Genomic DNA, 15660 nt, shown 5'->3' with positions numbered 1-15660 from the left:
TATGAATCTCCCGGCTCATTCACTCTTCTGCCATATATCCATATAATCTATACTGAAGCTGCCTTGTCTGTCAAAAAGAATGATCTCGTTCGCCCCCCTCTGTAATTTCAGCTCCAGCTGCCAGAGGGAAGGCTGATTGCGCTCCTGCGGGAGGGGGGAATAGCCGATCCTCGCACCTCCGTTCACCGACAGCTCCAGCTCCGCGTCCGGCGAAGCATTCATCACCGCCGCCAGGACCGTATAGGTTCCGCTGTGCGGGACCTGAAGATGGCTGAACTTCAGCGAAGCTCCGCTGCCGCCTAAGACAGCCCCGGCCCCGCCCGAGGCATAGGGATTATCCTCTGCCGCAGCATCCCCCTCCATGGCTTGAGCCTCGCCTTCATATCGCGGAATTTCAATCGCCTTCACCTCCGCCACCACACCCTCGGGCAGCTCTATGGCTACTGTATTCTTCCCGGCTGTGAACGGCAGGCTCAGATAAGCATAACCGGTCTGGCCCTCACCGGATGGCGGCAGTTGAAGCGCCGCCGGCGGCCCGCCATTTACCGAGACTGCCGCCCCGGCCGGTTCTCCGCCCGGATTCACATAATGCACCAGCAGCGGGACCTCGCTGTCCACCGTGGACGGCAGCGACGGGAATTCCAGCTTGCCGCCGCTGCGCAGGGCGGCTTCCGCCGGGAGCACGCCCATGCCTGCGGGAACCGGGATGGCCTCACTCAGCGGCAGCGGCTTGCCGAAGACCGGCAGGCCGTCAACATCCCAGCTAACCGGCTGGGCCCGTGCCTTGCGGTTGTTCCAGCCGTCATCCGCCCCTGTCGTGGCGTGATAGACGATCCACTGCTCGCTTCCATCCGGCGAGACCGTGAATGAATTATGCCCCGGACCGTAGACTCCGGCAGCTTCATCCATGGCCAGCAGCGGCTCTTGCGACTTGATCCAGTCTGCGGCCTCCAGCGGGTTGCCGCCCGGCTTCAGAGCAAGCAGTCCCAGACTGTAGTAGGGAGTCCAGCTTCCCGCACCGGAATATATAATGAAGACACGGCCGTTATGATGGAGGACGGACTGGCCCTCATTAATATAAGGCGGGCCTCCGGCCCGCTCCCAGGGAAGCTGCGGCTCGCTCAGCAGCACCCGCGGTCCGCTGATCGTCAGCGGATCACTCATCGGGGCAATATAGGTGTTCTGCGCAATGTTCACCTCCCCTTCCCAGCCGGACCAGACGAAGTACAGCTCCCCGTCCACCTCCATCGCCAGCCCGTCGATCGCCCATCGGTTGCTGCTGTCGGTGACTTGGCCCTGGAAGGTATAACCGCCCAGCGGATCACCGCTGTCCGCTTGCAGCACATACATCCGGTGGTTCTCGTTCTGCCCGTCATCTGCGGCAAAATAGATATACCAGCTTCCCCGGATATATTGCAGCTCGGGTGCCCAGAGATTCGCCGAGTAGGCCGTCTCCGCCGGCGGGTACCATACGACCTTCCGCTCGGCCTGGCGGAAATCCAGGGTGAGCGACTTCATCACCATAATATCCGTTCCATTATGGGTGAAGGTCATATAATAATATCCATCCTTGTAGATCACACTCGGATCAGGAGTATCGATCTCAGCCATGGTATTCCTGAACGTTCCGCCATGTCCCTTGTAGACTTCATCCGTAACGCCGTTATTGGGCTGCAACAACCAATATGCACCTCCTGTGAGTATAAGGAACAGAAGTGCCGCAAGGGAGTAGATTATTGTACGTGAATGTTTGCCTGCCCATGCCTTCTGCGGTGTATCAGGTTTCATGCTCATCTGCCTCCCTCCCCGTCTCCCGCTATTTCACGCCCGAGCTGGTAATCGCCCTGACGAACGACTTCTGGCCGGCAATGAACAGGATCAGCACCGGCAGCGCCGCGATGGTGGTCATAGCCATTAATTTACCATAGCTCTGGGTATAGCTGCCGGTGGCCATCATGGCAATCCCAGCAGTGATCGTCCGCATCTCCGGGGAGGTAGTCGCATACAGCGGCCAGACAAAATCATTATATATCCCCATAAAAGTGAAAATCCCCAATGTCGTCATGATCGACACCGCCGAAGGTAACAGGATTCTCCGGTACAGATTCCATTTGTTCACCCCGTCGATCCGGGCCGCTTCCTCGATCTCCTTCGGGAAGGAGACAAAGAACTGGTACAGCAGGAATACCCCGAAGGCCCCGGCGGTGGCCGGGAGGATCAGCGCCTGATAGGTGTTGATGAGACCGAGTGTATTGAATTCGATGTACATCGGCAGAAAGGTCAGTACGCCCGGAATCATCAGCGAGGCAATGAACATCGCCAGCAGCGTGCGGCGCAGCGGCAGATCCGGCAGCCGGGCCAGAGCAAATGCCGCCATGGAATCGATCAGCAGCACGATCGCTGTGCCCGCAATCCCCACCGACAGGGAATTAACAATCCAGCGCAGAATTGGGGTATTCATCAGTTCTCCGCTTAGCCCCTGGACGAAATTATCCAGCGTCGGCTTCTTCGGCAGGAAGTTCATCCGCCCGGAGAGGGCTTCAAAATCATTTTTGAACGCTGTCGACAGCATCCAGACCAGCGGCAGCAACACGAACAGCGCAATCAGGATGGCCAGCAGCAGCAGGCCTGTTCTTTTGGCTTTTCCCATCTATACCTTCTCCTTCCGGTTCGTAAGACGGAACTGCACGACAGACACCAGCATGATCAGCAGCGCCATCAGAATCGCCATCGCCGAAGCCGAACCGATATCCTTACGCACGAACGCCTGGTCCAGCACATTGATCAGCAGCACGCGGGTGGTGTCTCCCGGCCCCCCGCGCGTCAGCAGGAACGGCTGGGCGTAAATATTGAAGGAAGCGATGGTTGAGGTGATCATCACGAACAGCATAACCGGCCGGATGGACGGCAGGGTAATCGACACGAACCGCTTCCAGGCATTCGCTCCGTCCATGGAAGCCGCCTCATAGTAATCCTCCGGCACTTCATTGAGCGCATTCACAAAAATAATCATATTGAAGCCGATCGTCCACCAGAGTGTCGTAAGCACCAGCGCAATCCAGGCCCAAGGTGTAGCGGTCAGCCATGGGATGCCGGTTAAGCCCAGCTTTTGCAGCAGACTGTTAATGAACCCGGCATTGGTATCGAACATCATCAGCCAGATGACAGCCATCACGGAAGCGGACAGCGCGTAGGGCAGGAAATAGAAGGTCCGGAACAGCCCCCGGAGCTTCGCCGGCAGCGCGTTGACCAGCATCGCGATCCCCAGCCCGGTAATAATCAGCAGCGGAACCGAGTACAGGACAAACTGAAGGGTGGTCCACAGCCCGCGGAAGAAAATACTGTTCTCATAGGTCCCCGGGGTGAAAATGGTCACGTAATTGCGTAACCCCACAAAGGGATGGGCGGCAGACAGCAGCTCGAAATCCTGCAGGCTGATGACAAAGCCATACAGAATCGGAAAAAGCAGAAACAGCGCGAAGGCAGCCAGATAGGGCAGCACGAACAGAAATGAGGTCAAGCGTGAAGTCCACAGAGTTTTCAAAAGTGATTCCTCCTTATGACAAGTGGAAACGGCTATGCCGTCCTTTTAAGGACGGCACCCGTTTCAGCGAGAAATATAAGGATGAGTTATCGTGTGGAACAGATTAATCCTTATATTTGAAGGAAAAGCGGGAAGCTTCCGCTCCCCGCCATGCCAACCGGATGATCCGCTCCACGGACCGGCTATTTCATCGCCTGACGGGATTTGGCTACAGCATCATCCATCGCCTGCTGCGGTGATTTTTTGCCAAGCAGGGCACTGCTCAGCTCTCCCCATACCGGCTCGATAATCGTTCCCCAATTCAGCACATTCGGTGCGAACTGTACGGAGGAGAAGCTCTGCGATACTGTACTCTGGAACTCCATCGCCTTGAATTCAGCGCTGTCCATCACGGTCTTGGAAGCTACCGCCTGGCCGGATTCCGCCCAGTCCAGCGAGTTGCCGGAGACATATTTCAGGAAATCGCCGATCCCGGCCAGCTTGGCGCTGTCTGTCACGGTCTTGGGAACGACGAAGCCATGCGAGCCCGCATAAATTGCCTGCTTCGTCTTCCCGATCTGCGGCATGACGGCGACGCCATAATTAAGCCCGGCTTCATCGAACTGGGATTTCATCCACGGCCCGTTGAACTGGATGGCGTTCTTGCCCTGCAAGAACAGGGTATTCTCACCATCCTGCTGTACGTTGGCCGGAGAGATGCCCTTGTCGACCATATCGCGCAGCCACTGCACCATCTCCACCGCTTCAGGAGAATTGTACGCAACATCCGTCCCGTTCCAGAGCTCCCCGCCATTCTGCCAGACGAGGGACGGGAAGATGAACTGCTGCGGCCAGAGGGTCGGCACCACGTATCCATAGATCCCCTTGGATTTGTCCGTCAGCTTCTGTACAGCGGCGTCGAATTCGGTGCGGTTCGCTGGAGGCGCAGTGATGCCCGCCTTCTCGAACAGATCCTTGTTGTAATACATAACGACCGGATGAATGTCCAGCGGGATCGTATACAGCTTGCTGTCGATCGTGGCATAGGTGACCGGAGCTTCGGCAAAATCAGCCGGGTTGATCCCGGCCGCAGCCGCCAGCTCATCCACGGGCTGCAGCTGATCCTTGCTCTGGTACGTCGGCACCTGATCGACATGCATGATCATCAGGTCCGGCTGTTCCTTGCCGGTACTGAGCGCTACATCAAGCTGCTTGTAATATTCGCCATTCGGCTGGATTACAAAATTCACCTTGTATTGATCCTGGGAGCTGTTGTATTTATCCACAATTTTCTTCATGAACGGGCCGTCCGAGCCGGAGAAGGGCGACCAGAACAGCAGCTCTGTCTTTTTGCCGGTGCTGCCGCCGCCGTCCGCGCCTTGTGTAGCCTCTGCGCCGTTCGTGCCGTTATTCTTCGCATTGTTACTGCTGCAAGCGGTTGCAACCAGTGCCAGCATCATAACCATCAGTAATAGTGATGCTCCCTTTTGCATGGATCGCTTCATCTGTATACTCCCCTTTGACCGGTAATTCAAAGCTGACTGCTCTTTGATGTCTATATGTTACCGCCGCAGGGGAGCGCAATAAATGTCCTCAGGCTAGGATCAATGGACATATTTACAGATTGCACAGCTTCATTCTACTTGGGCAGGTTCAATTCTTTTGAACAAAAAGCGGGAGTCCGCCAAATATTCCTTTAGATAGGCCAGCGCATACGGCTGTTCTTCGCGCAAGCTGGGGTGCTCATCCGGATTGGTAATATGATGGCTGTAGTTCCCGATCATGATCATGACGAAGAAGCATTCCAGCTTCCGTTCAACATCCGGCTCCAGCGGACGGACGCTGTTATATCCTTGGATCAGGCTCCTGCGCTGCTCCGTGGACAGCTCCAGCAGAGCCGCAGCCAGATCATAGAGGTAGAAGCCGTAGCCGCAGCGGCCGAAATCGATCGCCCGGGGCTGGCCCTCCGTGAACACCACGTTTCCAAAGTGCAGGTCACCATGGATCAGGCCGTAGCTGCCAGAATCTGGCGTCATGGCTTCGAGATCACCCCGGATTCTGGCGGCGGCAGCCTGATAGAGCTTCCACCCTGCTTCCGGGACCATAGCCGAATGATGCCTCTCCAGCTTATCCCAATCCTTGCGGAAGCTGTCCGCTCCCCAAGCCGGACGGGTGAACTCCGCCGATGGCACAAACTGTTCGCCCGCTTCATGCATCCCGGCCAGCATCACGCCTACAGCGTGGAGCTGCTCTTTTGTCAGCTTGCCCGCTGCATGTTCACCTTCGACCCAGCGCATTACGGTGAGAAAGCGGTCCGGCTCCTGTTCGCCTGTCTCCATAATGTAGCAGCCGCTTGAGTCGGGCAGCCCCACGGGGACAACCAGCTCCGCTGTCTGACTAAGATGTCTGAGCCACTCCAGCTCCGACAGAATTTCTGCCCGGCTGCACCGTTCGCCATGTATCCGCAGCAGCAGCTTGCCCGCTGTTTCCGTCTCTACCTTGAACGTGATACTGTCGGACTGCTTAATATATTCAATTTTTGTCCAATCCAAGTCGTAGGCCTTAAGCGCCCGCAGTACTATATCTCTTGCTGCTGTTTCTAATTTCATCTTCCTGCCCCCCATATGGATGTCTGCATTCATTATAGGGTTGGCGGAGACGGCGGACATAGATAATAGACAGGTATAACCTGACTTTTGCACACAAAGAAAGGGCTGCTCCAAGAGTCATGACGCGACTTCTTGGGACAGCCCTCTATGTTACAGGTGGATCAGGTTGATTCAGGTTTACATGCTTGTGTGCCTTGTGAGGGCGCTGTATGGATACTTGTGTGTGGCGCTTGTGTATGAAGGCTGGTGAGTGAACGCTTGTTTACAGACGCTTCTGTGTGAACGCCCCGATTGTATTTCATACAATAGATTTCACTTTAGCCGGCCCAATCACTCATTCTGCTGTATTTCATACACTAGATTTCTGCATATATGCTCCAAACGGCCGCCAACGCAAAATTCTACTGTACAGAGTGCAGCAGATGCTATTTTTCGGAGGATTTTTAAGTAATCTAGTGTACATAGTGCAATCGAAGCCAGCTCAGGCTGAATCTCACAAACAGACATGGCTAGTTGTGCGCCCTTAAGACCGCTATCCTCTCTGTTTGCTCCCATACACAATCTTCTTGATGCTGTCGGCTGACAGGCAGAACTGCTCCGCCAGCTCTGAAACGCTCAGTCCCCGGGCATAATGCTCGCGGATGGTGCGGTTCCGGGCCTCCAGATAAGAACGGCCGCCGGAGCTCTCTCCCCACTGCTTGCGCTGCCCCTCGGGCTTCGGGATATAGAGCATCCCGCCCTGCATATATTTCTGAACCTCCTGCAGCAGCTGCTGCGGTAATACCGTATCTGCATTTACATATTTCATTTCTCGCTCCGCTCCTCTTAAGTTAGTTCAACTTATCAAGGCAGCAGAGTCTATTGGATTGACGTTCACAGGTGAAGTATTACATCGTTACAGCGGAGTATAGCTATCCGCTCTGCACATTAACCGCTGTGTGTGGGTCCATAGACTCTGCGCAGAGCTGAGCATTAATCTGCTCATGAAGTGTCCTCCTTCCAGGATTATACTTACCTATAGCATACCGGACGCCCCGACTTCAGCGCAAATGCTGTTTGCCCGCGGCTTTTGACATTTCATCATCGATTTGTCCATAATACAAACAAGGTCGAATCTGACAGGGGAGATGAGTGATGGTCAGGTTGCATCTACTATGTCTGCTGTTGGCGGCAGTGCTGGTTGTGTCGGCAGGATGCAGCGGGAGTCCCGGACTGATAAAGGAGAACGCAGAGGGAAACCAACCGCAGGAGGAGGTCACCAACGTGAATACACAATTAATCACAGCGGCGGAGCGTGGGGATACCGCTAAGGTGTTGCGGCTGCTGGAGGCAGGAGCGGATATACAGGCGCAGGACGAAAGCGGCAGAACGGCGGTCGTCGCCGCGGCCTATGGCAATCATGCCGGGACGGTCGAGACGCTTATTGCCCAAGGTGCCGATATCAACATTCGCGACCATATGCTTAACAATGTGCTGCTGTATGCCGGAGCATCCGGTTATCTGGACATCGTCAAAATGGCGATTGAAGCGGGAGCGGATACGACGCTGACCAACCGCTTCGGCGGGACCGCGCTGATCCCCGCCGCAGATCGGGGGCATGTCGAGGTCGTCAAGTATCTGCTGGAGCATTCGGATGTCGACATCGACCATATCAACAATCTGGGGTGGACAGCGCTGCTGGAAGCCGTCATCCTCGGTGACGGTGGGGAGCGGCATCAGACGATTGTCAAGCTGCTGCTGACACACGGAGCCGATCCGGCCATCGGCGACCGCGAGGGCATCACGCCGCTCGCCCATGCCCAGTCGCTGGGTTATACAGAAATGGCCGCTATGCTGGAGACGGCAAGCCGCTCTTAAACAGCTGGGTATGTTACCGGCTGTGGAGCAGGGGGCACATTGTATTCGGTTTTTCGATTACATTCGGCCTACGCGGCGTGCCCAGTCCAATTGTATTCGATTTTTCGATTACATTTGGCCTACGCAGCGTACCCAGTCCAATTGTATTCGGTTTTTCGATTACATTTGGCCTACGCGGCGTACCCAGTCCAATTGTATTCGGTTTTTCGATTACATTTGGCCTACGCGGCGTACCCAGTCCAATTGTATTCGGTTTTTCGATTAAATTTTGCCTACGCGGTGCACCCAGGTCAATTGTGTTCGGTTTTTCGATTACATTTGGCCTACGCGGCGTACCCAGTCCAATTGTATTCGGTTTTTCGATTACATTTGGCCTACGCGGTGCACCCAGGTCAATTGTATTCGATTTTCTGTTTTAGGCACTCTGGTCATGTTCATGCTGGAGTTGTGCCTTCCCATAAAAAAGGGACCCCGCCAGCGTCCGGCGGGGCCAAAAGTTATATTAAAGGGGGGTATGTGAGTACTATACCCCGCGAAGCTTAAAAACAGATGAAGCGCAGGTAAAGTTCTGCTGAAAAACGATCTAGATTTTAAACTTCTCCACCAGTTGCTGCATTTCCCGGGCACTCTGGGTGTTCTCATCGGCCATCGCAGCTTCATCGAAGGTCTTCTCCACAATATCCGCCGTCTTCTCAGCGATATCCTGCACTCCGGTTGCACCTTCATTCACGGTAGCCGCCACTTCATTGATGGCAATCGCAATACTGGAGACCGTATCGTTCAGATGCCCGGCTGCCTCCCCGAACTGATGCATCAGGTCATTAATGACCGAGGCATCGTCGGTGTATTGCTGGCTGACCTCGGTCAGGCGCTCGTAATCCCCCAGCACATTGTGGTCAATGAACGTAAGCACCGCTTCGGAATGCCGGGTGATCTGCTCTACCGAGGAAGATACATTCCGGACAACCTCCTGAATGCCGCCAGCCGTCCCGGAGGACTGCTCGGCCAGCTTGCGGATCTCGCCCGCAACTACGGCGAAGCCCCGGCCCGCCTCGCCCGCCCGTGCCGCTTCAATCGCCGCATTCAGGGCCAGCAGCTGGGTCTGGCTGGTAATGGACAGGATCGTATCCGCCAGCACATGGATTTCTTTGATGGCTGCCGACTGCTCAATCGCCTTCTCCATCTCGCTGCGGACTGTGCCGTAGATCTGCTTCGCGTTCTCCGTGGATGTGACCGCATCCTGCTGCAGGGCAAGCGCCCGCTGCGTAATCTGCCCGGATACCCCGGAGCCTTCCAGCACCCGGCTGGAGATGATCCGGACATTGCTCTCCACCTCATGAATCGCTGCCGTCATCTCCTGGGTGGAGGCTGCGGTCTCCTCCATGCCTGCGGACAGCTGCTGAGCCGTTGCTGAGTTATCATGCGCATTCTCTCTAACCTCGTTCGACAGCTTCTCCAGCGTCTCCGCATTGTCCAGCACCTTGGAGGAGATTGCAATCAGGCTTCCGGCCATCTCACGCAGCGCCGCGCGGGTACGAAACATCGCCTTGGCAATGGTTCCGGTCTCATCCTTGTTCCGGGTTAAATATTCGTATTGGTCATCATACTTAAGGTCCAGCTCTGCCGTGCGGTTAATCAGTCCGGTCAGCTTAACGATCGGTGAAGCGATCCGTCCGGCCACCACCGTCCCGATCAGCAGAGTAAGCAGCAGGCTCCCGAGGCCGAGCAGCAGGATGAAAATGGTCATCTCGCTCACCGGCTGCAGCACCTCATCCACATCCCCGGTCAGCACCAGGGTCCACTTCGTCCCGGGGAGCACGGTGAAGGCCGCTTTTTTCTTCGCCCCCTTGAAGGTGTATTCCACATTGCCGTCTGCAACCGTCTCCCCCGCCTTCACCCGCTCTACAACCGCTTTGATCGATTCATTCTCTACAGGGAGGCCAATCTTCTCATGATCGGGGTGATACAGCGTATTCCCTGTCTCATCGAGCAGATAGGCGTAAGACGAAGGAGCGCCCGCGACCTTGGCATCCGCCAGATACGTAATCAGGCTGTCCGCATGCACTGCCGAGCCGACGAAGCCGATCATTTGGTCCCCGTTCATCACCGGATGGGCGAAGACCAGAATGTAAGCTCCCGTAGATTTGGATTTCAGTGTTTCGCTGACTACAGGCTGGCCTGTCTTCAGCACATTCTTCGTATAATTTCTGTCGCTGAAGCTGGAGCCAATCAGCTTGGTATCACTGTCAGCCACCGCCGTCCCCTTCAGATCAACCACAAACATATGCTCCAGATTGCCCGCATCCTTCACCTGGCTCAGCAGCTTCGCATTGACCTGATTGCGCAGTGCCTCCTCAACTGAGCCTCCGCCACTCGCAACCTGAAGCAGCAGCTCCGCGATCTCACTCTCCCCCGCAACCAGCTGGATGTTCCGCTTCTCCTTGTCGATCATTGCGCCGATCGTCTGAGCCTTATTCGTGCCTACCTGCGCCATGGAAGATTCGGTCAGGTTCATGATGGTGCCTGTGGATTTGGTGTACGTAAAAATCCCCATTAATGCTGTAGAAATCAGAGTAACGACAATCATCATAACCGATAGCTTCATACGAATCTTCATCTTATCTACTTCCTTCCGCCCCGTTCTCTTTTCCCAGCCTTTAAACAGCCAAAAAAATTGCTATATTACAATAATTATCGGATTTCCCTCGAACTTAATGAATGATTCACTGTAGAATTTTCGTGAATATTATCGATTTTTGTCGAATTGTAACATATTATATCTATTTTCTTACATAGTAAAAAAACCGCCCTTCTTCACAACCGCACACAGCGGCTGAGTAAGAAAAAGCGGGTTACACACATTTCGCACAGTTCGCATACTTCGCAATTGAAGCAGTATGCTACAGCGGGCGCGGACTCTCTGCCGCAGCAGGAAGCGCAGATGACGCTGCTGCCGCTGACCGGGCCTGCTCCTGGCGTCTGGCTCTGCTGCGGAGGAACATACCGGAGCATGCCGCCAGAATCTGCTGGAACAGCATCCCGGAGATCACGGGCAGGGCCACCGCCGGCGGAAAATACCGCACAGCCAGCACCGCTCCTGCACTAAGGTTACGCATGCCGGAGTTGAACTGCACAGCTACCGTATTCGCATGATCATAATGCAGGCGGCGCGAAACTACAGCGCCAATAACATAACCAAGCGCGACAGTCACGAAGGTTACGGCAATAATGAGCACAAGCTTACCGTCCGGGTGCTTCAGATACCGGGCAATGCTGGCCCCATTGATCGAAACCACGGTGAACAAGCCGACTTTCACGAACGGGGCCAGCGGCGGACCGCAGACTGAACTGACCTTGCCTTTAGTGAATTGATTCAGCAGCATTCCTGCTACTGAAGGCAGGACGACCATCCAGAGCAGGCCCCGCATCATCTCGCCCGCATCCATCTGTACACTTGCCCCCATCAGGACATACAGCGTAGCCGGGACAATCAATGGCGACAGCAGCGTATCGATCAGGATCAGCGCCAGCGTAAGCGCGATATTGCCGCCATGCATGGATACCCACACTACGCTGACCACTCCGGTCGGAATGGCGAACAGCAGTACATACCCGGTAACGGTATAAGGATCACCCGGGAAAAACAGCATCGCGGCCAGCCAGCCGATCAGCGGCATGACGATATGCAGGATGACCAGCAGAATGACCAGCTTCTGCGGCTTGGCCAGCACGGTGAGCAGATCCCTGAAGCTCGACTTCAGGCTGCCGATCAAGGTCATCCCGGCAAAGATCCAGGGCACCAGCCACGTCAACGGAAGCAGTGAAGTCTCATTTAGCACGCCCACCACAATAGCTGCGGGTGTGAGCAGCGGCATAATCCGCTCCAGCACCGTATTGGAAGATATCAATCCGCGTCTTACTGCACTGAACATGTCAGGGTCCCTCCTCTCCGGTGAGCCGTCAAAAGCCGCAGCCCGTTCAGTCCTATAATTGATTATGCCTGACTACACGCCTTGCGGGAACAGCGCATCCAGCGCAGGGCAAGGCCGTTTCTCCAGATATTGCTCCAGCGGTGCAGGCATGCTGCTGTAGATATCTTTTAGGGAGGTGCCGTTATAAATATTGCCGATAATGACCGGATGGCACAACTCGGAGATCAGAATATCGCCGTTGCCGTGCAGGTGAAGCTGCTTCATCCCTTCGATGCAATGCGGGAAATAGACACCCGGCTGCTCCTCGAAGCCCAGCGCTTCCATGAAGCGGTCCATACAAGTGAAGTAAAGCGTCGTATCCTCCGGCTTGCGGTCGATCAGCTCCTGGACAGCGTTCTTCAGCTGCTCGCGGGCGGCAATCGCCTTCCAGCCGGTGTGATCCATAATGATGCTGTTCTGAATTTCATGCGTTCTGACGCCCATGGAATAGACATGCTCGCTGATCTCCTGCATATGGTCCTGCGTCTCATCGAACAGCAGCGTCTCCAGCACCACATTGACGGGAGTTTTGGCGAACATGGTAATGTTCTCTCTGATCTTGTGATAGACGCTCGGATGAATATTATAATAGCGAGAGAAGCCTTCGGCGGTAGTGAAATTAAAAGAAATATGAATCGTCGTCAGCCCTGCATCCACCAGCTGCCCGATCCGCTCCTCATTCAGCAGACTGCCGTTCGAGTTCAGCTGGGTCTGGATGCCGCGCGAAGAGCAGTACGCCACAATCTCCACACAGTCCTGGAACTTCAGCGTAACCTCGCCGCCCGAGAGCCGGACACGCTTCAGATGGGGCAGCTCCTCCAGAATGCGGATGACCTCCTTGCCGTCAAGGGTCTGGCCGTCATTTCTATTATAAGCGCAGCAATAGTCGCAGCGGAAATTGCAATTCGAGGTAACCCCAACCTCCAGCCCTTCCAGCTCATAGGTCATCGGCTTATCCAGTTCCAGCGCTTTATATTTCGTGCTCATCGTCTATAGTCCTCCTTGGATGTTCAATATATCTGTTCTAAGGTCAACTATAGAATTATACAGGTTAAGCCGCGAGGTTAATGTGACATTTGATATTTCAAGCGGAAACAGCTTTGCCGTCGTTTTATGGACGGTACCGTTTCAGCGAGAAATAGAAGGATAATGTATCGTGTGAAACCTATAAATTCTTCTATTTGCAAAAAGACTGCCGCACGGTTATAGCCTAACCATACGGCAGTCTTCCTTATAATAGAATAACTACTACAGCTCTACCGCTTCGCCCATCCGCTCCATCACCGGCTGGCCGATCAGGCCCAGACGCCAGATGGCGATGCCCTTCAGCCCGTACCGCTTCGCCAGGCCGATCTTGGCATTAACGGACGATTCGTTCTCACTGTAGACCGAGATTCCGAGAATCAGCTTGTCCTTGCTGACCTGATCAAGCGCCAGCCGGATGCTCTCATCGACCTTGTTCATCGGCTCCGGTCCCGTCTCCCCTTCATAGGCGTAAGCCATAATGACCAGATCATCTGCAAGAGTCCCCAGCGTCTTGTAATCATAACCCTTGTAGGAGCTGTTCAGCGGATGCAGAATAACGGTCAGCTTCAGGTTGGCGGCGCGTGCGGCTGCAGAGAGATTTTTGACAAAAGCGTTATATTGGCTCTGCACCAGCGCCTTATCCCCGGTTAGCCCCAGCCCTTCCAGATCGAGTCCGATGCCCTTGAAGCCCTTGCTGGACGCGAGTTCCACAATACTGGTAATCGTCTGCTGCTGGAGCTGCGGGTCCTCCAGATTCTTGCTCAGCTCCAGAGACGAGTCACTGGAATAGACCATCAGGTAAGGGGCCGTCCCGCCCGCTGCGGCATTCTGCACAATCGATTCCGGCGTTACATCGCCTGCAGCCTCCGGCCACCAGAAATCCTTGCCGGTGGTGGTGAACTGGCCGTCCTTGTCAATCCTTGCCCATCCAAAGGCAACTGCATCGAAGCTTGGAATAAGCGATACTTCGCTGTACGCCTTCTGCGCATAGAAGCCCAAGGTGTAGATGTCCCGCTTCGGGGAGGTGATGGATACGGTTTTGCTGGCCTGATTCCAGGAGGTGACCGCCCCGAACTGCTGGCTGAAGAACTTAAGCGGCAGCATCGTTGTTCCACGGATGTCCTGCGGCGCTACCGCAAGCTTCACTGCCGTCCCGTTCACCACGGCATTCTTGCTCCCAAGGGTCAGAACGACTACAGTCTTGTCTGCGCCGGCTTCGGCCTTCCGGGTGGCAGTGATTTGCCGGGCCTTCTGATTCCATTCCACCTGAATTCCCAGTGCTTCCGAGATGGCGCGGAAGGGCACCATGGTCGTTCCGTTCATCATCACCGGCTCCACCGGGAACGGCAGCGGATAGCCGTCCAGCATAATGCTGACCCCTGCAGGCGCGGCATGGACCGCACTTGCCGGAAGAGCCGAGAAGCCGCCCAGGGAGAATACTGCGCATAACACGATTTTGGCCAAATGCTTCTTCATATGAATAAGTTCCCCATTCTCTCTAATGATAGATTATGAATCTCTCAACCTTACATCCCCTATTATTCTATCAAACTAGATAAATATAGCAAATGAAGAGATTGTAACCATCACCGATTCATCCCTCTGGGGTTCTTTTAACACCTACATAAACGCGCTCAAAAAGACCCCAACCGCCCGTTCAGCATCCACCTCTACGGCTACCTCGATGAACTCGCCTTCTTTGGGCTGCGCCCGCAGATCGGCTACGACCATCCCGGAGGTGAACGCCCCCTGATGCTCTACACGGACCTTCATCCGGCGGCAGGTGACCAGATCCGGCTGCAGGGCAGCCATCAGAGCCAGCGGATCATGCAGCGGAGCGCTGTTAATCAGATAGTTCGCCTCACGGTAAAATTTAAAGTAATACGCCAGCGATTCTTCCATGAAGTCTATGATTGCCTTGTTCTCTTCCCGTCCATGCCGCTTCAGCAGTTCCACATGCTCGGATGTAATCCGCGTCTGGAGGGTCACATCCAGCCCGATCATCATTACAGGCAGCCCTGAGGTGAACACACGATCAGCCGCATCCGGGTCACCCCACAGGTTGGCTTCGGCCACCGGTGTGACATTGCCCGGTTTGAAGACTGTACCGCCCATCACCACTACCTTTTTCAGCTTGGAGGTCAGCTGCGGGTCCAGATCCAGAGCCAGCGACAGATTCGTCAGCCGTCCCAGCGTCACCAGCACCAGCTCTCCCGGATTCGTATCCGCCATCCGCACAATGAACTCTGCGGCCGTTTCTTGAACCGGCACCTGCCGGGAAGGGGGCAGCTGAACGCCGCCAACGCCGTTCTCTCCGTGCACATGGGTCGAGAAGCCGGTCAGCTCGCGTACCAGCGCCCGGGAAGCGCCCAGCGCTACCGGGATTTCATAGCCCGGCGCCGCAAGTTCAAGCAGCCGCAGCGTGTTATCCGCTGCCTGCTGCACATCGATGTTGCCGAACACTGTCGTAATTCCTTCGACTACCACACCCGGTGCCCGAAGCGCATACAAAATGGCCAGTGCGTCGTCTATTCCTGTATCACAATCGATGATGATTCTAGTAATGTTGGTGCTCATCTGTATCTCTCCTACTCTCTGTTTATACTTACTCCTATATTTACTCTATCTGCTTATACTTACTCTATCATCCATACTGCACTGCCCATCTTATCAC

General features: G+C 55.1%; 12 protein-coding genes. 1 reads left to right on the top strand and 11 read right to left on the bottom strand.

Features of this window, described 5'->3' with window-relative positions; all coding sequences use genetic code 11:
• Positions 1-15 precede the first annotated feature (15 nt).
• From MHI24_RS26690 to MHI24_RS26665, 6 genes are all read right to left on the bottom strand, one after another.
• Positions 16-1680 carry a family 43 glycosylhydrolase gene (locus tag MHI24_RS26690; RefSeq protein ID WP_340022577.1) on the bottom strand — a complete coding sequence of 555 codons (1665 nt, stop codon included), beginning with the start codon at positions 1678-1680 and terminating at the stop codon, positions 16-18.
• Between the two features lie 136 nt (positions 1681-1816).
• On the bottom strand, positions 1817-2650 hold the full coding sequence (locus MHI24_RS26685) for a carbohydrate ABC transporter permease (protein ID WP_340022576.1): 834 nt from the start codon (positions 2648-2650) through the stop codon (positions 1817-1819).
• Positions 2651-3544, bottom strand: coding sequence for a sugar ABC transporter permease (locus tag MHI24_RS26680; protein WP_340022575.1), 894 nt, complete (start codon positions 3542-3544; stop codon positions 2651-2653). It lies immediately after the preceding gene.
• A 182-nt stretch (positions 3545-3726) separates the two neighbouring features.
• On the bottom strand, positions 3727-5028 hold the full coding sequence (locus MHI24_RS26675; protein ID WP_340022574.1) for an ABC transporter substrate-binding protein: 1302 nt from the start codon (positions 5026-5028) through the stop codon (positions 3727-3729).
• 129 nt (positions 5029-5157) lie between these two features.
• The gene (locus MHI24_RS26670; RefSeq protein ID WP_340022573.1) at positions 5158-6132 is read right to left on the bottom strand and encodes a phosphotransferase; all 975 of its coding nucleotides are present in this window, start codon (positions 6130-6132) and stop codon (positions 5158-5160) included.
• A 532-nt stretch (positions 6133-6664) separates the two neighbouring features.
• Positions 6665-6940, bottom strand: coding sequence for a CD3324 family protein (locus MHI24_RS26665; RefSeq protein ID WP_340022572.1), 276 nt, complete (start codon positions 6938-6940; stop codon positions 6665-6667).
• Positions 6941-7266: 326 nt separating this feature from the next.
• Between MHI24_RS26665 and MHI24_RS26660 the strand changes: the two genes are divergently transcribed.
• Complete coding sequence (locus tag MHI24_RS26660) at positions 7267-7989, top strand: ankyrin repeat domain-containing protein (protein WP_340022571.1); 723 nt, start codon at positions 7267-7269, stop codon at positions 7987-7989.
• A 583-nt stretch (positions 7990-8572) separates the two neighbouring features.
• On the opposite strand, the gene MHI24_RS26655 is transcribed toward MHI24_RS26660, so the two are convergent.
• The 5 genes from MHI24_RS26655 to MHI24_RS26635 form a co-directional block, all read right to left on the bottom strand.
• Complete coding sequence (locus MHI24_RS26655) at positions 8573-10606, bottom strand: methyl-accepting chemotaxis protein (protein ID WP_340022570.1); 2034 nt, start codon at positions 10604-10606, stop codon at positions 8573-8575.
• A 283-nt stretch (positions 10607-10889) separates the two neighbouring features.
• Entirely contained in the window at positions 10890-11921 is a 1032-nt protein-coding gene (locus MHI24_RS26650) for a bile acid:sodium symporter family protein (RefSeq protein WP_340022569.1), read from the bottom strand.
• 72 nt (positions 11922-11993) lie between these two features.
• Positions 11994-12947: a radical SAM protein gene (locus MHI24_RS26645; protein ID WP_340022568.1), complete on the bottom strand. Its 954-nt coding sequence runs from the start codon at positions 12945-12947 to the stop codon at positions 11994-11996.
• A 261-nt stretch (positions 12948-13208) separates the two neighbouring features.
• The gene (locus MHI24_RS26640; RefSeq protein ID WP_340022567.1) at positions 13209-14462 is read right to left on the bottom strand and encodes a stalk domain-containing protein; all 1254 of its coding nucleotides are present in this window, start codon (positions 14460-14462) and stop codon (positions 13209-13211) included.
• Positions 14463-14606: 144 nt separating this feature from the next.
• Positions 14607-15563: a nucleoside hydrolase gene (locus MHI24_RS26635; protein WP_340022566.1), complete on the bottom strand. Its 957-nt coding sequence runs from the start codon at positions 15561-15563 to the stop codon at positions 14607-14609.
• Between the last annotated feature and the right edge of the window lie 97 nt (positions 15564-15660).

The sequence above is a fragment of the Paenibacillus sp. FSL K6-1096 genome, assembly GCF_037977055.1.
GTDB lineage: Bacteria > Bacillota > Bacilli > Paenibacillales > Paenibacillaceae > Paenibacillus_AQ.
This window is presented reverse-complemented; position numbering and strand designations above follow the sequence as displayed.